Origin of the sequence: Microcoleus harperi Pol14_C6, from assembly GCF_036701295.1 — a bacterium.
Taxonomy (GTDB): domain Bacteria; phylum Cyanobacteriota; class Cyanobacteriia; order Cyanobacteriales; family Microcoleaceae; genus Microcoleus.
Map to the genome: position 1 here is coordinate 53,818 of NZ_JAUBQN010000022.1, position 18,216 is coordinate 72,033.

Annotated in this window: 19 protein-coding genes; 10 read left to right on the forward strand and 9 right to left on the reverse strand. The window is 46.4% G+C overall.

Going from position 1 to position 18,216, the window contains the following annotated elements; genetic code table 11:
- The first annotated feature begins 119 nt into the window (after positions 1–119).
- On the forward strand, positions 120–1,226 hold the full coding sequence (locus QUA27_RS16210; RefSeq protein WP_333069071.1) for an N-acetylmuramoyl-L-alanine amidase-like domain-containing protein: 1,107 nt from the start codon (positions 120–122) through the stop codon (positions 1,224–1,226).
- Positions 1,227–1,368: 142 nt separating this feature from the next.
- On the opposite strand, the gene QUA27_RS16215 is transcribed toward QUA27_RS16210, so the two are convergent.
- Complete coding sequence (locus QUA27_RS16215; RefSeq protein WP_510175263.1) at positions 1,369–2,793, reverse strand: D-alanyl-D-alanine carboxypeptidase; 1,425 nt, start codon at positions 2,791–2,793, stop codon at positions 1,369–1,371.
- A gap of 344 nt (positions 2,794–3,137) precedes the next feature.
- Positions 3,138–3,473 (reverse strand): ribbon-helix-helix domain-containing protein, encoded by a 336-nt coding sequence (locus QUA27_RS16220; RefSeq protein ID WP_039886507.1) that lies wholly within the window; start codon positions 3,471–3,473, stop codon positions 3,138–3,140.
- 93 nt (positions 3,474–3,566) lie between these two features.
- On the opposite strand from QUA27_RS16220, the gene QUA27_RS16225 reads away from it, so the two are divergent.
- From QUA27_RS16225 to QUA27_RS16235, 3 genes are all read left to right on the forward strand, one after another.
- A complete protein-coding gene (locus QUA27_RS16225) occupies positions 3,567–3,821 on the forward strand; it encodes a hypothetical protein (RefSeq protein ID WP_333069073.1) in 255 nt (84 codons plus the stop codon).
- A 212-nt stretch (positions 3,822–4,033) separates the two neighbouring features.
- Positions 4,034–4,549 carry an HNH endonuclease gene (locus QUA27_RS16230; protein WP_333069075.1) on the forward strand — a complete coding sequence of 172 codons (516 nt, stop codon included), beginning with the start codon at positions 4,034–4,036 and terminating at the stop codon, positions 4,547–4,549.
- 247 nt (positions 4,550–4,796) lie between these two features.
- The gene (locus QUA27_RS16235) at positions 4,797–5,195 is read left to right on the forward strand and encodes an alr0857 family protein (protein WP_333069077.1); all 399 of its coding nucleotides are present in this window, start codon (positions 4,797–4,799) and stop codon (positions 5,193–5,195) included.
- A 105-nt stretch (positions 5,196–5,300) separates the two neighbouring features.
- Here QUA27_RS16235 and QUA27_RS16240 read toward each other — a convergent pair whose 3' ends face one another.
- Both QUA27_RS16240 and QUA27_RS16245 read right to left on the reverse strand, forming a co-directional pair.
- On the reverse strand, positions 5,301–7,460 hold the full coding sequence (locus tag QUA27_RS16240) for a ShlB/FhaC/HecB family hemolysin secretion/activation protein (RefSeq protein ID WP_333069078.1): 2,160 nt from the start codon (positions 7,458–7,460) through the stop codon (positions 5,301–5,303).
- Between the two features lie 432 nt (positions 7,461–7,892).
- Positions 7,893–8,759, reverse strand: coding sequence for a DUF928 domain-containing protein (locus QUA27_RS16245; protein WP_333069080.1), 867 nt, complete (start codon positions 8,757–8,759; stop codon positions 7,893–7,895).
- A gap of 422 nt (positions 8,760–9,181) precedes the next feature.
- On the opposite strand from QUA27_RS16245, the gene QUA27_RS16250 reads away from it, so the two are divergent.
- Entirely contained in the window at positions 9,182–10,873 is a 1,692-nt protein-coding gene (locus tag QUA27_RS16250) for a transglutaminase domain-containing protein (RefSeq protein ID WP_333069081.1), read from the forward strand.
- A gap of 108 nt (positions 10,874–10,981) precedes the next feature.
- The gene (locus tag QUA27_RS16255; RefSeq protein WP_333029071.1) at positions 10,982–11,122 is read left to right on the forward strand and encodes a hypothetical protein; all 141 of its coding nucleotides are present in this window, start codon (positions 10,982–10,984) and stop codon (positions 11,120–11,122) included.
- A gap of 143 nt (positions 11,123–11,265) precedes the next feature.
- Here QUA27_RS16255 and QUA27_RS16260 read toward each other — a convergent pair whose 3' ends face one another.
- The 4 genes from QUA27_RS16260 to QUA27_RS16270 form a co-directional block, all read right to left on the reverse strand.
- On the reverse strand, positions 11,266–11,811 hold the full coding sequence (locus tag QUA27_RS16260; protein ID WP_333069083.1) for a transposase: 546 nt from the start codon (positions 11,809–11,811) through the stop codon (positions 11,266–11,268).
- Positions 11,811–12,119 (reverse strand): transposase, encoded by a 309-nt coding sequence (locus tag QUA27_RS27430; protein WP_445251516.1) that lies wholly within the window; start codon positions 12,117–12,119, stop codon positions 11,811–11,813. The genes QUA27_RS16260 and QUA27_RS27430 overlap by 1 nt, the downstream gene beginning before the upstream one ends.
- A gap of 260 nt (positions 12,120–12,379) precedes the next feature.
- Positions 12,380–13,366 (reverse strand): aldo/keto reductase, encoded by a 987-nt coding sequence (locus tag QUA27_RS16265; protein WP_333069084.1) that lies wholly within the window; start codon positions 13,364–13,366, stop codon positions 12,380–12,382.
- A 128-nt stretch (positions 13,367–13,494) separates the two neighbouring features.
- On the reverse strand, positions 13,495–14,403 hold the full coding sequence (locus tag QUA27_RS16270; RefSeq protein ID WP_333069086.1) for an alpha/beta fold hydrolase: 909 nt from the start codon (positions 14,401–14,403) through the stop codon (positions 13,495–13,497).
- 103 nt (positions 14,404–14,506) lie between these two features.
- Here QUA27_RS16270 and QUA27_RS16275 point away from each other — a divergent pair, with 103 nt between their 5' ends.
- Both QUA27_RS16275 and QUA27_RS16280 read left to right on the forward strand, forming a co-directional pair.
- Positions 14,507–14,683, forward strand: coding sequence for a hypothetical protein (locus QUA27_RS16275; protein ID WP_333069088.1), 177 nt, complete (start codon positions 14,507–14,509; stop codon positions 14,681–14,683).
- Between the two features lie 417 nt (positions 14,684–15,100).
- Positions 15,101–15,589: an ATP-binding protein gene (locus QUA27_RS16280; RefSeq protein ID WP_333069089.1), complete on the forward strand. Its 489-nt coding sequence runs from the start codon at positions 15,101–15,103 to the stop codon at positions 15,587–15,589.
- Positions 15,590–15,835: 246 nt separating this feature from the next.
- Here the strand turns inward: QUA27_RS16280 and QUA27_RS16285 are convergent, their stop codons facing one another.
- Positions 15,836–16,111 (reverse strand): DUF6439 family protein, encoded by a 276-nt coding sequence (locus tag QUA27_RS16285; protein WP_333056391.1) that lies wholly within the window; start codon positions 16,109–16,111, stop codon positions 15,836–15,838.
- 208 nt (positions 16,112–16,319) lie between these two features.
- Here QUA27_RS16285 and QUA27_RS16290 point away from each other — a divergent pair, with 208 nt between their 5' ends.
- Positions 16,320–16,685: a sll0565 family protein gene (locus QUA27_RS16290; protein WP_333069090.1), complete on the forward strand. Its 366-nt coding sequence runs from the start codon at positions 16,320–16,322 to the stop codon at positions 16,683–16,685.
- Between the two features lie 116 nt (positions 16,686–16,801).
- Positions 16,802–18,193 carry an asparagine--tRNA ligase gene (gene asnS, locus QUA27_RS16295; RefSeq protein ID WP_333069092.1) on the forward strand — a complete coding sequence of 464 codons (1,392 nt, stop codon included), beginning with the start codon at positions 16,802–16,804 and terminating at the stop codon, positions 18,191–18,193.
- The last annotated feature ends 23 nt before the right edge of the window (positions 18,194–18,216 follow it).

Genomic DNA, 18,216 nt, shown 5'->3' on the forward strand with positions numbered 1-18,216 from the left:
AAGTGTATCGATCTAGTCCGCTGTTGCCAATTTTATCTGTCTACGAGGCTGATTGAGACTTCTAGTAATTGTAAAAATTTCAGGATAGCACTGAGTTGAAGCAAAATCCTTTGAAAAACATGAGAAATTTTTGGAGTCTGGTGGTTTTGGGATTTGCGATCGTCGGCGTGAATAATTCTTTGATACCTGATGTTTGGGCATTTCAGTCTCAATCTGCTAGGGGATATGTTGTCGATCGACAAACAGCAGGACAGGGCGCGGATGTAGCGTTTTCCTTGACGGGAGAAAGCGAAAATCGGGAAGTAACAAACAAGCAAAATGTTTCCAGTTTTCCGAGTATGTTGTGGGACTTCAACAATTTAGCGGAAATTTCCTATTCCGAATTGCTGAAGGTGCTGGCAAGACGACCTGACTCAAATAATACGGAGAGAGAAACCGCTGCACAACCTGAAGACATAGCACGTTTTGAAAAAGTTGTACAGTATGCAAAACAACAAAATTTGCACGATCGCTCGATGGGAGAAATCGTCCAGGCGATCGCCGATAATTTCCGAGGAAAGCCCTACGCCGAGGGTTTGCTGGACAAATCCGGCGAAGAAAAGTTGATCGTAACTTTGAATAAATTTGATTGCGTTTTGTTTGTTGAAACCGTTTTGGCGATCGCCAGGGGCATAGCAGTACAAGATTACGACTATCAAAATTTTGTCAATCGCATAGAAGAACAGCGGTATTTAAACGGTACAATGAACGGTTATTGCAGCAGACTGCACTATTTTTCCGAATGGATTAACGACAATCAAAAACGGCAAACTGTGGAAAATATCACCGCTGAATTAGGTGGAGTTCCTATGAATAAAACACTCAATTTCATGAGCCAGCACCGCAGCAGTTACCCGCAAATGGTCAAAGATGAAGCAACTTATCAGTGCATAGTCAGCCAAGAAGCAGAATTAGCTAAAACTACTGTTAATTACATCCCGACAAATCGGATAAAAAGTGTTTATTCTCAGTTAAAACCAGGGGATATTGTAGCAGTCGCCACGGATGTTAAAGGATTGGATGTCACGCACACAGGTTTAGTTTATCGGAATGCTGACGGGAACCTCGGTTTAATTCACGCTTCGCCTGCTGGGGAGGTGACAGTTGCTTACGACTTGCAGAGATATATTAGGAGAGTCGAAAGTGCGATCGGGATAGTAGTCGCTCGGCCGAAAACACCTCATTAAATTGGTTTGTACTCGTAGGGTGCATCAGCTTGCATTATTTTAGCTGAAAATTTCAAATTTCTGTCCTGACGCACCCTACAAACTCTCTTGTGGGGTGGGCACGCGAACTCGTCCGGAATATACAATTTAAATGCACAACAGCTTATTGAACAATTTCGCTGCGAGATACCTTACTACTTCTAGCAGGATTTGGCGTTAATTCGGGTGGCGAAACTTGAACACTTCCCCAGTCATTCAAAAAGCTTTTCAGCAAAACCTCTTGCTGAGTGCGAAATGTCTCGACATTAGCCCCGCGATTCATAATCACAAACCACACTGTTTCTTGTTTTTGAGTTGGTAGCGCTCCGCCCAAAGCGCTAACATTATCCAACGTGCCAGATTTGATTACTGCTAATTGGGGAAGCGGTCGTTCTGATAGTATTCCTTTATCTTTCCCAACTACAGTTAAGACATCAGCAACAGTCATGCTATAAGGTTCCAGATAGCGTTCTAAAGCTATAAACAACGCACAAGCAGCCCGGGGAGAAATGAGATTTTCTTCGCTCAATCCCGAACCGTTGACGAGTTGAATTTCTGCGGGCGGAACTCCGGTTGCTGCTGCTGCTTTTTGCCCGACAGTTTTGGCGCCGCCGACAGTATCAGCTAGCATATCTGCCATAAGATTGTTGCTGTACTGATTCATTTTTTTGATCAGTTCAGCAAGGGGCAAAGAATAATGTTTGACCAAAGGCTGCACCTCGTTGGGAGATGCTGGCAAAACTTGTACAGTACCCTCAATGGCTATTTGGGGTTTTGGCGTATTGGGAGGCAGAGTTTGATACTGGGCAGCGGCTTCGCTGGGCCAGATTTGACTGTTCAATCCTTGTTTGAGCAATTCTCCCGATTTGAGGGGATCGAGTTCAAAGTTCATGTAAAACTTATCGACAATTATCAAATTGCCACTGACTCGCTTGATCCCTTTTTGACTTAAGGCGTTACCGAGGGCGATCGCCTCTTCCCAAACAAACAAAGGATCGGCGGTTCCCTGAACAATTAAATCGCCTTTTAATACGCCGTTTTCTATTTTTCCCGTTGTACCAATTAAGGTGATAAATTGATGTTCCGGCCCGAATTGTTGCAGGGCTACCAGAGATGTTGCTACTTTGGTAATAGAAGCGGCTGACATAGGAACTGTACCTTGATGATTGGCTAGCAAAGTATTGCCAGATTGCATCCAGACGCCTTGGTTTTCTTTGGCAAAACCTTGGGCTGCCAACCCGTTGAGATATTGCTGAATTTTGGTATTTGTGGCAGTTTCGGGATTGGTAGCAGAGACTATTAAGGGCTGAGGCTGACTTGGTTTAACTGGGGGCGGGGAAGATTCAGCTACAGGAGAGGGAGATGCAAGTTGAGGTGATTCAGTAGCTGCACATCCGGCAATAATTGTGAGAAGGGCGATCGAACTCGCAGCAGTCAAGTAGCGGTTTTTCAGCATTACTTTAATTTTTTTCATCAAATGTACTATCGTCTGTTCGGCACGCCCGATGGAAATTTTAGCACTAGCCAGCGCTTTGTGGAGCCTCCGCATCTGCGTTACCAGACTCCCGAACCGCTGACATTACCTGTCTTCTTCTCCATCTTCCTTGGCGTTCTTTGCGTCTTCGCGGTTCGTTAAATAGATATTTTTTAAAGACTGCGGAATTTTATACCAATAGTCCGGACTGTTTTTAGTTCGTAGTCTGAAACCCTTGATTTTCCGTTGGTAGCTCGATTGCCTTGAAGCCGGGAAACCCTTATTCTACTGTTGGTAATAAAACTGCCCGAAGTATTGAAATCTAAAATCTAAAATCTAAAATCTAAAATAGTCTGATCTTCAGCGCCTGGGGCCTTCACCCCAGGCCGATCGCTCTCACAAATTTTCGATAAACTGGTTTATCCAGCCATACTCCCTATACTCAGCGGCACCATTTCGCCGTGCATCGTCAGGCCTAATAACATCGGCCCGCCCGGTCGAATCAACTCTCCTGTAAGCGCGCAGCGTTCCTCCTGCTGTGCTGTGGCATTAATGCTGGCTCGAATATCCGATCGAGAAAACATCTGCCGATACTCTCCAGACTTCTGCTGCACGTAATTCCAGAGCAAATCTCGAATTAAAGCTTGATAGCCTTGATTGCCCGCGAGCTCTTTAAGTCTCTCCTTTAGCTCTCTTTCGAGTCGAATGCTGGTGACTTCCATTTCGGTGGTTGAGGTTCTAGGTAGGGTATGCATAATTTTTTCTCCGTGACGGGTGGACATATGTGTAATATCAGTGTAGTATGTTTACAGCTAGATTGAAAGCCTCTTAACCACCTTCTGCCTACAGTGAAATTTCTCCCCACCTACTCCACCTATCAACTGAAGTGCGATCGCCCCACGGGTCGCTCCGAGTCGTTAGATCACGTCTTTAGCACGGGTTTGGCGACAATCGCAGCGACCTCGTGGGCGGGCTTGGGCCTAAATAAACACGGTTATAGTGGATTAGGACAAATTGCAGAAATTAATTACAACGAGGTAGACCGGCACGGTCTGCAAGTGGCACAGCCATATCGAGATACGCGAAGCGGGAGGTACAGCTAAACGACTGTACCAAGACAGGATGAAAATTTGCCTTTAGCAGTTTTTCTAGCCCCCGCTTCTAAGTAAGAGAAGCGGGGGCATTTGATTGGATATTTGAGAAATTCGATCCGCTTGGGGAACTGGGAAAAAACCAGATGTAGCCAATGCTGACGAAGGAAGCAAAATTCAAAATTCAAAATCTAAAATCCAAAATTGATGAGGAGGAGCAAGCCGTGACCGTAATAACTGATGTATTGAGGCAATCTGTGGTGGTGTTTTCTCAGAATTACCTACCAATGAGCCGTGTCAACATCAAACGGGCGATCGTACTTTTGGTAACAGGCAAGGCTGAACCTCTGGATTTTAGCATCGGCAACGGCTGGGTGGTGCGATCGCCCAGCACCAGCATCCACGTACCCGAACAAATCCGCTTGACTTTTGGTAACAGGGAACGCCTGTGGAAAGTTCCCCCGGTCAATCGCCGGGAAGTTCTGCGCCGGGACGCTCATTCTTGCCAATACTGTGGTAGCAATCGGCATTTGACGCTGGATCACGTGATGCCTCGATCGAAGGGCGGCCCGCATACTTGGGACAACGTGGTGACGGCTTGCGAACGGTGCAACTCTCGTAAGGGCGATCGAACTCCCATAGAAGCCGGAATGTCTCTGCGAACTAAGCCAAAGGCTCCTATACACCCCACTGTTGCTTTTGCCGAACTGTTTTGGCACGAATATCAAATAGGGGAATAGGGCATGGGGAATAGGGCATGGGCCAAACAGGTAATTGGTAATAGCTAATAGTTAATAGCTAATTAAGTCCTGTAATTGAAAAGGATTTTAGGTCCCAATAGCAAACTTTTCATTCCGACCTATCCAATGCCCGATGGCCAATGCCCAATGCCCGATGCCCGATGCCCAATGCCCGATGCCCTATTCCCCATGCCCAGTTCCCGATTTTCAATTTTAAACTTTCAATTCCAAATTTAGGGCTGTCAATATGCTGAAGTTGACTTACACTGAAACGGGCTTTAACCTCGAGCGTTTGGCTCAATCTCCCGAACAGTTAGTGGCGCTGCGAGTTGTGCTGGCTATGCGAGTTGGTCAAAGCATCAGCGTCGAACCGAGCACTGCGGCATTTTTGCTGCCCGCTAATTTGCCGGCGCTGTCTCTGTTGGAATCTGAGGCCCGCCGAAACGACAATGATGCGATCGAGCTTTGTGTTGCTGATACTGACTTTGTAGAAGTGACTCTGCGCGGTACGTGGATTTCTGAGGTGTCCGAGGGGGCTGACGGCGTGTTTGCGACTGTGTTGGGCGATCGGGCGGAGCTCTTGCTGCTCAATCTCTGGCTCGAAACTCAGGCTGCTGCGGAGGTTGTCGGGGAAGTCGGCGATTAATATCGGATGTGGAAGGAAGAGGGAAGAGGGAAATATTTTTTTCATCTTCTACTTTCTCCCACTCCCCACTCTTCACTCTCCCTCTCTCCCTCCTCCCCTCTCTCCTTAAGGCGTATAAATTATGTTGAAGTAAATTCCCTTATCTTGCAGATTGTCGCCTTTATCGCTAATTCTCACCAAAGGGAAAGCGTAATCTACCCGCAGGTTCACTCGCTGTATCGGTTCCCAGATTACCCCCAAACCCAGACCGGCTAAAAATGTCTGATTGGTTAATTTATTAGGATTGTTCGCAACATTCCATACAGTACCTGCATCCAAAAATGGAGCTAATTGTAGTTTGGGATTTCCCGAAGCATCGCGCTGCAAAGTAATCCGATCTTCGATAGAAACTCTGAAGCCGTTATCGCCAGAACGGACATTTTGGCGGTAGCCGCGCAAAGATTGCCCGCCGCCAATTACAAATTGCTGGGAAGGCAACAAACTATTAGCTGACAACTGCAAGTCTGCCTGCAAAATTAATAAATGTTTGTCATTCAATCGCTGTACTCGCTGCACTTGACCCAGCCAACTAAAAAATTGTCCGTCCGGGTCAGAACCTTCTTTTTGAGTAGCCTCAAACAAGCTAGTGCCGATCGTAAATTGCGATCGCAAGGCCCAAGCGCCCTGCGGGTCGCGCCGAATGTAGTCCTGTCCCAGCTTAATTGCGCTCGTAGTGGTGACACTACTGGAGTTCGGGTCGATAAAAGAATACGGTTCGCCACCCAAAAAAGTTCTGCCTGTCTGATAAGTAAAACCGGCAGACAAGGCAAATTCTTCGATCGGCGTTCTCCGCAACGGCTGGCGGTAACTAACTTCAAATAAATGCGATTTTCCCGAAATGTCCAAAGCGTCAAAAGGTTCTTGTACTATACTGTTGCGGTTCGGTGCTGCCCTCAATTGCAAAGTCCCGTTCATCGCATTTAGGGGCACGCGATAGGTGAAATCAAACACATCTGAATCGCCGAGCGATCGATAATAAGCCGCCGCAAGTTCGTCGCCATTTCCTGTTATATTGCGGTGCCGCAAACTAACTCCCAATCTTTCGGAACCGACACTGGGAGGCGAGTAATTGTCAATGCTGAAAGTAGGCTGAAATGGATTAGCTTCCGAGACTCGGACGATCAGAATGCTCTCGGCTTCATTATCCCCAGCCCGCAGACTGGCTTCTACATTGTCAAATAAAGGATCGACTCGCAGCAGCCGGAGTTGGTCTTCTAATGAAGCTGTGCTTAAAGGCATTCCGGCACCGAGTCGAATCCGGCTGCGGATGTAACTCGGATGCAATCTTTTAGTTCCTTCTACCTCAATTCGGGCTAGCTTGCCTTCGATAACTTGAATTTGGACTACCCCTGCGGTGATAGTTTGGGGTGGCAAGACTGCTCTCGAAGTGATGTAGCCACGATTGAGGTAAATTTCGGTAATTTTGTCGGCGATTTGTTTGAGCTGTTCTAGGGTGGTAGAACGGCCTTCTAAGGGGTTGACTAAGGCATTAATTTCGTCTTGGCTTAAAATTGTGCTGCCAACTACTTGAATTTTCTGCACCTGAATTGGTGTATTGGGCAGGGTTGGGGGAACTGGCGACGGAGACTGCGGCCCTACTGTGGGCGGTACTTGGGGAGGTTCTGGGGAAGGCTGCGGGGCCGGTTGCAGAAATCGATCGCGATTTGGATCTGGCTGAGTCGGCGGCGACGGTAACAGCGGATCTGGTAGTCGCTCGCGGTTTAAGTCGGGCGGGAGGTTTCCCGGTGGCGTCTGCGGGTTCTGAGCTAAAACATGATTACAATTTAGCTGGTTCTGACATTGGGGATCGTTGTCAACCAGATTTGTTTGTTCGGGCAAGATGCCCGCACCACAAGCAGCTTCATCGATTGTAGAACAGGCATCTTGGCTGTTCTCGGCGGGGTTCGATTGTATTTCTGGTTCAGGGTTGGTCTCGATGGAATCGCGAAGCTGATTTAAGTTGGTCGCTGTTTCATCCTGCTTGATTTCCAGTTTTTGCAGTGCTAATACTTGATTGCCCGTATTTGCTGAATTGTCAGCGGCGACGGGCAACTGAGAAATATCGTTGGTTTGGGATATAGCTTTATTGGTGTAAAAGCAAACCATCGGGAGCGAAGTTAGAAGTGAAATCCCCAACCGAAATAGTGCAATATTTGCATTCGGGCGCATAATTAATAATTTCTCTAAAATAAGTTTGTCGGCTGCTTGACTATGCCAGTTTATCATTTAGTATTAGGCGAAATTTGACCATCAAAATCTTCACAGTCCGCCTTTCAAGATGCCAGAAGTCCGAACTGCTTGCGGATCGGTACACAAATTTTAATTTATTTAGCACGATCGACCAAACAACCCGCAACAGCCAAAAATCATCTGTGGCGCTGCCAAATACCGCGCTTTAAACCGAGTTTGTCGTACTTGCTGCACCAGTCATACCATTTGAGATTTGAGATTTGGCAATGACTCGCCTAAAAACGGATACCCTGCCCCGAACGCTCATCAGCGTAGATCCTAAAATTTTAGACTCCTGTTCGAGATTCCAGATTCAATGCAACAAGTAAATCTAAAATCTAAAATCTAAAATCTAAAATCGACTGACTGATGGCTATCACCGTTTGGGGCTTGCCTACCGTTGCATTCTTTTTTGAAACTGCTGTTTAATTATTTTCTGGTGATAGGTGTTAATTCACTTGTGACTAAGGGTTCTTGGGCTATTTTGCCGAGTTCGACTGAGTTGAGCACTGCTGACCACTTGAGCGCTAAACTGGCATCGCTGGGAGACTCGATACGCAATTGAGCTAGAGTTGCCAGGTACTCGTACCAGAGACTTTGTTGGGCGAAGATACTGAGCTTGGCGAGATCGGGCGATCGATCCAACTCTGTTTGCACGGTTGGGGCGAGTGCGGTGCGGTTGATCCACCCGGAAACGAGAACATCATCTCTTGTATTTTTGGGGTTGCATTTGATAGTAAAGTACCATTGATAGTTTTTGCCAACTTCCAGGGTTGGCGAGTTGTCGTCGGAGCCGAGGCTGACGCTAACTACACCTGCACGGCTAGTTACCATGCGAAAACTTTTTTTGTACAGTGTTTTGTCTCTTTGGTCTGCTAACTCAAACTGAACTGTTTTGTCGAGGGCTATAGGAAGGTAGTAGAAAAATGTTGGCTTTGCTGATATGGTTTGCCCCATAGTTGATTGGGGAATCAAGGCAGTTAAGGCAGTTGTGGCCGTGGGGCATTCTAAGCCGCGGGTTCCTCCCCCTTCACGCCTTCCGGGTACTCCGTCCTCCGGCGGTTGAAAGGTATTCCACGTGGAACCCGTTGGCTGAATGTTCGGTCTGCTTCCGCTGGTTTCAGGGGGTTGAACTGTTTGCCAGTTGAGGGGTAGCTGCCGTGGTGAGGGGCGCTTGACAATGTTTGCGGGGCTGTTGAGAGCCTCTGCTGGTATTAAGAAACTACCGGCGGCAACTGCCTCTAAAGACAGAATTAATGAAAAAGCACCGATATTTAGAGCAGACTTCAAAGCCATGACGAACCTGCCTTTTGATGAACCTAGGAACTTTATTGCACGGTTTTATTCTATCCAAGGTTTTGACGGATATAGTAATCTGTTGTACTTAATTTATATCTTTAGGCAGATACGATTATTTTGGTCGCTGTGCTCAACATAGAATTCTGTGTCGCCTTTGTCAGTGGTAGCTTAGTAGTTATACTTACTTCCATTCACGGCACGAGGTTGGGTTGAGCTTGTTAAACCCAACTTTGACAAAGACTAATATTTGGGTCCTTTTAACTCTAGCCAGAGGATACAACGCGTCTTTTCGTAAAAACACCCGGTTGATGCGTCAATTCTGAATATCAGGAAACTCGGCAATTTTGCTGGTTAACCTCAAGCGATCGGCTACAAGTTACAAATCAAGTTTTCTGTACAATACCGGCAAGAAATTTAGCATGAATCTCGATTCACCTGTTCTCTCGGACAAACAGCCTTCGGGGCTGCGGATGGTAAGACCCATCGGAGTCTTGGCACTGCACGGCATTGCTTTTTTAGGAAATAGGTTGTTCGCTGTCGATCGCGCCGAAGGGCTGCTATTGGAGATCGATCGAGAAACTGACAACACTACTGTTTTGAATCCTTATCAAACGGCTAAGTTTGCGGGCGCAACCGGGCTGGCTATTTCGGAAGATACTCTCTGGTTTGCGCGGGATGAGGATATTTGTTGCTGTCGGGGCGCAGTTCGGGACGGGGCGATCGCTGCACTCAAACCGGAACATTTTGTTTCACTTTCTTATCCTGCTGACGGGATTGCTGTTTGGAAATCTACGCTTTATGTGACTTGCCAGAGATTAAACTCGATTCTGGTTTTTGACCTGAAAACTGGTCGGGAAATTACTCGGTTTTACGCTCCCGGTATTGGGGTGGAAAATATCACAGTCCGGGATGAGGAAATTTGGGTTTGCGACAAAACTGAGCAAACTGTTTACTGTTTGGAACGGGGAACTGGGGAGATTAAATTTAGCGTTTTGACTCCCTTTGAGTCGCCTTCTGGTTTGGCTTTTTACAAGGATTCGGAAACGGGAGAGGAGGTTCTGTACGTTGCTTATGCCGGGGATGAACTTTACATCCGGGATGACCCGAATTCGGAAGATCCTTTTCAGTTGACAAAGCGCGATCGCACTTTTATTCAGCCTTTGTATTTTCACTACAATGAAGCCGAGCGCTACGCTCTGTCAAACGGTTTTTTGATGGAAATGTCTTATGTGGAGGAACTGTCTCCTCTCGATGAGGTAGAAATCGAAAATTTGGAGTGGCGGATTGCTTTGCCTTCGGAAACTCACCGGCAAAAGGTAAGGAGTGTTACGCCTATCGGAATGCCTTTTACTGAGGAAATTCAGGAAGGGGAACGGGTGGCGGTGTTTAAGTTCGATCGCCTGCACCCTGGCGAACGCCGAATTTTTGGCTGGAAGGCATTGTTAGAAGTTCGATCGATTAAGTATCAGTTGTCGCCTCGGGATGTCGAAAAGATTCCTAAGCTGTCGCCGGAGTTTGCAGCTAAGTATTTGGTGGATAATGACAATTTGGCGATGGATACGGAGATTGTACGATCGGCTGCTGTGGCTGCCATTGGCTCAGAAACTAATATTCTGAGGCAGTTACTGAGCATTCGCAATTTTGTTTACGACCAACTTTCTTACGGAATTAGGCCTCACATTGACACTCCCGATATTGTATTACGCCGCGGCATCGGTTCTTGTGGCGAGTACGTGGGCTTGTTGTTGGCTTTGGCTAGGTTAAACGGGATTGCTTGCCGCACGATCGGGCGCTACAAGTGTCCGGCTTTTGCTGACAGAAAAGGGGTGTCGCTGGAGCCGGATTTCAATCACGTTTGGCTGGAATTTTACATTCCGGGTTTTGGCTGGGTGCCGATGGAATCTAATCCTGATGATATTCAAGACAGAGGTCCTTATCCTTTGCGATTTTTTATGGGTTTGGCTTGGTATCACGTAGAAATTGGCAAGGGAATTCGGTTTCAAAGTCTCACGAGCGGCGGTCTCCCTTTGAACAAGGAGGATGTTTCCGTGGGGAGTCTGGCAATTAATCATGTGAGGTTTACAATTTTGGAAGATTTGCCAGCAGTTTGAAGAGAGTGTTAACAATTAACAGTTAGCCGTCAACATTCAACTGTTAATTGTTAACATTTTTCATCTAAAATCGAAAGTATAAAATGTAAAATCAGAGGAAGAGGGGTTGTGGAATTTTCGATTGCTAATATTCTAGTTTTAGTGGCATTTGTACTGCTGCTAACCGTGACTGGCGGGGTCGCTTATTTGACGGCGGTTGAGTGGCGCGATCGCAGGCGGTTAGATAAGGCTAAACGGAAAAAAAAGTAACGGTTTGCTGTTGACAAACTGCCTATTTTATGATACATACCAAGGCGACCCAACCAGGTCGCCTTGTTTTTTTGATTTGAAATATTTTCACCGCAGATGATATCAAGTTCAGTAACATAACCGTTATAGAACCCATTTGACATCTAACAAGAGGGTGCAAGCCTTCTAATCATCAGCCTAATAAAACAAAGGTTGAGCTTGGCAGTCGCCGCTGCCAAGGTTCTCTCAAAGTTCTTTACCAAAATTTTACATCTTTCCATCCAAGCATTTGACCGTTCAATGATCCACCTTGCTTTAACTGGGACAAATCCTGATTTCCCTTGGGCTTTTTTTTCGGCTTTTGATGGCTTTTCTGAAAGTTCAAACTTGATTTTTGTCATAATTTGTGGATAAATTTTTTCTAACTCTTTTGTGAGATATTCGGGATGATAGCCATTGTCTAGTAGAAGTGTAATTTTCGGAAGATTTAGAGGTTTGGACTTAAAATTATTGATGTTTAAAGTCAACATTTCAATCAAACCAGCATCATCTGATATATTAGCTTTTGTGCAGTGGGTAAAGAATGGCAACCCAAGTGTATCAACGGCTAGGTGTCTTTTAATACCATTTGTAGATTTGTAGAAACAAAACCCTTTTGACTCAATACTAGCATTACAAGTATTTTTTACGGCTTGTGAGTCTATAATCATCAATGTAGTCCATTTGGCTTTTTTTTGACCTGCTCACGCACTTGCTCATGTAATACCCTCATCAGCTCTTCTATTACTCCCTGTATTCGCCACTGCTTGTAATGCCAATATACAGTGGAATAGGGGGGCAAGTTCTTGGGTAAGTCTTGCCAATTGCAGCCATTTTTTAGTTGATAGAAGATGCCATCTAAGATTTCTCTTTTTGTCCAGTTACATGGTCTAGTTCGGTTCTTTTTTGGCAATATCTCATGTAGTATGGGTTCAATTGTTTCCCATTCTGAATCCGTTAGACTGCTATAATAAGGCATGGCTGCTGCTGGATAATGCTTTGGCGGTCACGTTATCACAAGACCGTAAAAGATGTCAAATGGGTTCTATAGGTTGGTAGCCACGCCCTTTATGATTCGGCTGTTGAAACAGCTACAACACAAACAATGTCCGGGCAACGCCAGAGTAAAAAATAAACAGGGTACTTAACCCGGATTTGGTTTCGCGGGCGAGACGCCCGCGCCACAATAAATACACCACAACGAACACAGAGGAAAAAGGGGATTTTGGATTGGGGAGTTTAAGTCCACTGTCGGAAAAATGTATTTTCTTGCCAAGCGGCGGCGGTGCGTTTTTCAAGTGCTGCCATTTCTGTTTGGTTCAGGGGTTTGAATGCTTGGGCGACTTTTAAGTTTTCTTCTAATTGCTTTACTGAGTCGGCAGCGATGACGCAGCAGTTAACGCCGGGAAGTGAAAGCGTGTAGCCCATTGCTTGGTGCATTCCATCTAAAACACCGTTCTGAAATAATTTGCCGTAAGCTGGTATTTTCATGGCTATGACGCCGATGTTTTTGGCTTTGGCAACTGGTAAAGCGCTGGTAACAAAGGAGCGCGGGTGATGTTTTTCGGCGGCGTTGAGGGAGATTAATGTTGTGTCAAAAGGATAGCGATCCAAGCCGGCCACAATGATAGCAGGTTCGTGGTGTCCGGTGATGCCGGAAAAACGAATTATTTTTTGCTGTTTGGCTTCTTCGATCGCCTTTATTGCTCCTTTGGTACTGAAAATTTGGTCTAATTCGGCTTGGAATGAGACGTGGTGGAGTTGCCACAAGTCTAGTCGATCGGTTTTTAATCTTTTGAGCGATCGCTCTAAGTCTCTCCACGCGCCATCTCTGTCTCTGGCGGAGGTTTTTGTGGCTAGGAATAGGCGCGATCGATATGGTGGCAAAACTTTGCCTAAGTTTTCTTCGCTGGGCCCGTACTCGGCCGCCGTGTCAAAATAGCGAATGCCTAGTTCGATCGCGCGTTCAATTTGCACCGCCGCTTCTGCTTCTCTTCCCGGCTGTGACAGCGGTGTTTGTCCGGCCCCCCCCAAACCGAAAATCGGCACTTTCACCCCGGTGTTGCCTAACAGTCGTTCTGACATTTTTACTGTGGCTGCCCCCTGGTTATTGGGTGCGGCTGCGATTTCCCGATCCTGCTGTTCGATCGCCTTAGCACCTGCAATGCCGCTGGCAACAGCTATACTGCTCAATATAAAATTGCGCCGAGTCTTTTTGCGGGTCATTGTTTCCATCTCCTCAGAATATGTGAGAGAAATTAACCGCGTTTGTGTTGGCACAATACATAAGTTTCTACTGCAAATCGGATAATTTTCCCCCTCTCCGAGGGAGGAGATAGCCGGGGGAAAATTATCTATGTGCCGATCGACTCTTGGTCAATTATCCATGCGCGAATCAGTTCGTTTATCTGTTCTGGTACTTCGTCGTGGGGACAGTGACCAGCTTTGATAAAGTGTTCTGTCAACTGCGGATAGTGTTTGCGAAATTTGGCGCTTCTTTCTGCAGAATTCATCCACGGATCGCCTTCTCCCCACAGCATTAGCAGCGGGCAGTTTAATTGACTCAGCAATACGTCAATTTTTTCGCCTTGGGGTGTTCGGAATACGGAGGCAAATACTTTGGGGGCACCGGGATCGCAGGATGGTTGGTAAATTTCTTCTACTAATTGGTCTGTGACGGCGCTTTGGTCGAGATATACTTTTTCTAGAGTTTTGCGAATTGTCGATCGCTGGCGCACGTACTGGAACAGCAGAAAACTTGCCCAATCTTGCTGAAATAAGGTTTTAGCTACTGCAGATATGGCTTTTTGCAAGGGCGGGGCTTCGGGTGCGGGCTGCGGTTCGCTGAAGGGGCCGGCGCTGTTGATTAATATCAGTCCGGCTGCTGATTCGGGGCGCTGGGCTGCTACACACAAGGCGGCGTAGCCTCCGAGGGAGTTGCCGGCTAGTACGGCGGGTCGGCCGATGATGTTAGTGATAAAGTCGTGGAGTTGGTCGCGCCAGAGGTCGCCGCTGTACTGCAATTCGGGTTTTGCCGATCGCCCGAATCCCAAAAGGTCGATCGCCCACACTTCAAAGTCTTTGCTCAGCCCGCTGATATTTTTGCGCCAGTGGTCTGTGGACGCTCCAAAACCGTGAATTAACAGCAGGGGAGGGCGTTCTGGATGCCGATCGCTCGATCGAACGTAGTATACTGAATGCCCCCGCCACTGCCAGTAAGTGCCGGCTATGGGGGCTGCGGTGATGGCTGGGGTTGTTTGCATGATGTAAAGAAATAATTATTTACTTTAACTATTGTATCGCGACGCTCAGATTTATAAAGTTTGGCATCGGCACCGGAGTTCCGCTAGCAAAGGATTCGTCAATGTGAGCGAGTTGGGAGCTGGCAATCTTACGCACTCAGGATTAATAAGTTTTGTAACGAATATTGATTTTGTGAGGGGCGCAGCAATGGGAGATGTTTTGCCCGATCGCATTTGGGAAAATAAATCGGGTTTTTGCTGCAACATACCTAGGTATGATGATTGTGCTGTGTGGCGGTAAGAGATAGCTCTGAGGCGATGGGTGCAAAGCTTGGCGGCCAGGGTCGAACCTGATGGGCGAGGGTCAAGGGATCGACTTTTTTATAGTTATTTGCGAGCTTTTCCAGGTGGGGATCGTTTGTTCAAGAGGTGTTGACGGCGTGGGGGATGGAGCGAGCCGTTTGGTTGCGAGTTGGCAAAAGCTGAAATCAAAAATTTCGTGGGTGGGAGAAGTTATAAGTAAAATTACCGATGGTTCTCAGCAGAAGTTTCTCAGAATCGCTGAATATATTGTGACGTTGTTTGCTGTTCTTAATTGCTTAGATACTCTAATATAGAAGTAGAGCTGCGCCGCTCAATTAATTAGCATTTTGAATACTAGGGAGCCAACTATGCAGGGTGTGAACTTTATCCACCTGAAAGTTAGGGAGTTTTCTGAGTGATTGCTATTTCACCTCGTCCCGTCGGACGCAATTGGATTACGATTAGCTTCGCTTCTACTCTATACCTTTGTCCTATTTTGGATCTGCTCCTAGCAGAGGTGCCAGATTACTGGCAAGCGGAATTGCGGTTGGGGCTTCAAGAAGCTTTGGTAAATGCTGCTAAGCATGGAAACAAATTAGACCCCGGTAAAACTGTTGGAGTCCGTTTTTCGATCGTTCAAAACCAATATTGGTGGGTGATATCGGATCAAGGTTCTGGCTTTAATGCCCCTTGCAGTTGTAACCTTTATACCGATGATTGCGACAGTCTCCTAGCAGAGGACGTTGCAGATAACTCTGGACTACCCAATGTGGAACAGGAATGCGGTAGAGGCTTGTTTATTCTTTACCAAATATTCGATCGGGTAGAGTGGAATTCTGAAGGTACAGAGTTACGGCTGTGCAAAGAAGTTCCCAGTCGCTACCGACTGCCTCGCTTGCGCTAGCACTGCTATTAAAGCAGCAGTTTTCACCTCAGCTAGACCTGGAAAATTTTTCGTTCTCGGGCTGAAGTTTGCAGTGAGAATTTGAACGCTCTGGCTATTGATAGCTGATCGTAATGCAAAATGTGACTTTTGAGTTAAAAAAGTATAAATTTTTTGAACTCACAATCGCGCTGCTCGATCGAGCGGCGCGATTGTCTAAGTTTTGAGCGATTAATCAAACCAAAACTCAAGACTCTATACTCAAAATTATTTGCCGTGGGTGGGACAGGGAGGAGCAGATATTGATCGATCCAGCCATCCTGCTGCTTGGTTTAAGCGCGGGAGAGCTTCTTCGGGCTGTTTTTTGAGCAAAAAGACCAAAGCGGCTGCAGCTTGTTCGCAGGCCCGCGCGGAACGGTTGGCTTTGAGGCGGTGCCAATCTTTTTCGGGGATGGCGAGGCGCGCGGCTAGAGCTTGGGCTAGTTCTACCGTGCTCAGCTCGTTGAGGTTGACAGTTTGGGTTGTTTGTGTAGTTTCAAGCATAGGTGGTAAGGAAGAAGCAAGAAGGAAGAAGGAAAATGCGATAAAATCAATGGTTTCAGCAATTAAAAACGTTTTAAATGCCGATCGAGTTGCTATACCTATGTCTATTTAGCTAGAGTTCGTTAATTTAGAAAATATACTGCATATAATAACAACTTAATTGGAAATCGGTTTTTTTTATTTATTATTGTCAGGTTTGCAGATCGAAATGCCTCAACAGCCGTCAGAGTTAAATCCCGAAGAGCAAGAAAGCGAGTTTGTTCAAGCGCTCGCAGCAGTGGAGCGATCGCTCGCGGCAGTCAAAGAACGGTACACTCAAATTCAGGTCGATCGACAGCGCCAAGTCGAACTCGGCCATCGGCGCGAAGAAATCCGCCAGTCGGGACGCCGAAATCCATTGCCGCAACTCAAAAAAGAATTGCAGGAAATTGAGCAAGAATTGGAAACTATCGAGTTGAATTTAGAAAGCAGCCTGTTTTCTTGGGGAAGCATAAAACAACCTTTTTGGCAAGCAGTCCGCTTTGGAGGACTCGGCATTTTGATCGGTTGGATTTTGAAATCCTATGCAGGTTGAACAATGTTGGGATTTTTGATTTTTGATTTTTTTATTTACCGCAGAGGGCGCAGAGGGCGCAGAGGAAGAGAAAAGATAGAAATATGGTGCAAAATATTAAATAAACAGGAGTGGATATGACAAATCAACGAATAGCAGCAATTTTGCGCGCAGGTGAACCCGACGACACTGTAACTGTTCAAGGTTGGGTTCGTACCAAACGCGAATTGAAAGAATTTGCCTTTGTCGAAGTCAACGATGGTTCAGCGATGGCTAACTTGCAAGTAGTCATAAATTCCGATTTGCCAGACTTTGAAAATGTACTCAAACAACTGAATACAGGTGCATCTTTAGAAGTGTCGGGAGTGCTGGTAGCATCTCCAGCGAAGGGACAGCGAATTGAGTTAAAAGCCTCACAAGTGCAAGTTTACGGTGATGCAGACCCGCAAACTTATCCGTTGCAAAAAAAGCGGCATTCCTTTGAATTTTTGCGGACAATCGCGCATTTGCGGCCGCGCACCAACACCCACGGTGCTGTTTTTCGAGTTCGCAATGCTTGTTCGGCGGCGGTACACCAATTTTTTCAAGAACGCGGTTTTTTGTGGGTTCACACTCCGATTATTGCTGCTAGCGACTGCGAAGGTGCCGGGGAAATGTTCGCCGTTACCAACTTTGATTTAAAGAATGTGCCGCGCACTGATTCGCAAGAGGTGGATTATGCTAAAGACTTTTTTGGAAAGCGCGCCTATTTAACAGTTAGCGGTCAGTTGGAAGCGGAAGTTATGGCGATGGCTTTTGGCAATGTTTACACTTTTGGCCCTACTTTCCGAGCGGAAAATTCTAATACTTCGCGACATTTGGCTGAGTTTTGGATGATTGAACCGGAGATGGCTTTCTGCGATTTGCAGGGAGATATGGATTTGGCTGAGGCGTTTTTAAAATACATTTTTAAATACGTTTTGGAGCATTGCCCGGAAGATATGGAGTTTTTCAACGAGCGCATTGACAAGACGGTTTTGGCTACTGCTCAAAATATCATTAACAATCAGTTCGAGCGGATTACTTATACGGAGGCGATCGCACTTTTGGAAAAAGCCGACAAAAAGTTTGATTTTCCGGTAAGTTGGGGCTTGGATTTGCAGTCGGAACACGAGCGTTATTTGGCGGAGGACTTATTTAAAAAGCCGACGATTGTCAGCGATTATCCCGTCGGGATTAAAGCATTTTATATGCGTTTAAACGAGGACGAGAAAACCGTGCGAGCCATGGATGTTTTGGCTCCTAATATTGGGGAAATTATCGGCGGTTCGCAGCGGGAAGAAAGGCTGGATGTGTTGGAGCGACGCATGGAAGCCCAGGGTATGAATAAGGAGGAATTGTGGTGGTATTTGGATTTGCGCCGCTACGGTACTGTGCCTCACGCTGGCTTTGGTTTGGGATTTGAACGGTTAGTGCAGTTTATGACGGGAATGGGGAATATTCGGGATGTGATTCCGTTTCCGAGAGCGCCTTTGAGCATTGATTTTTAGTTGAGGATTGTTTGTAGTGAGGA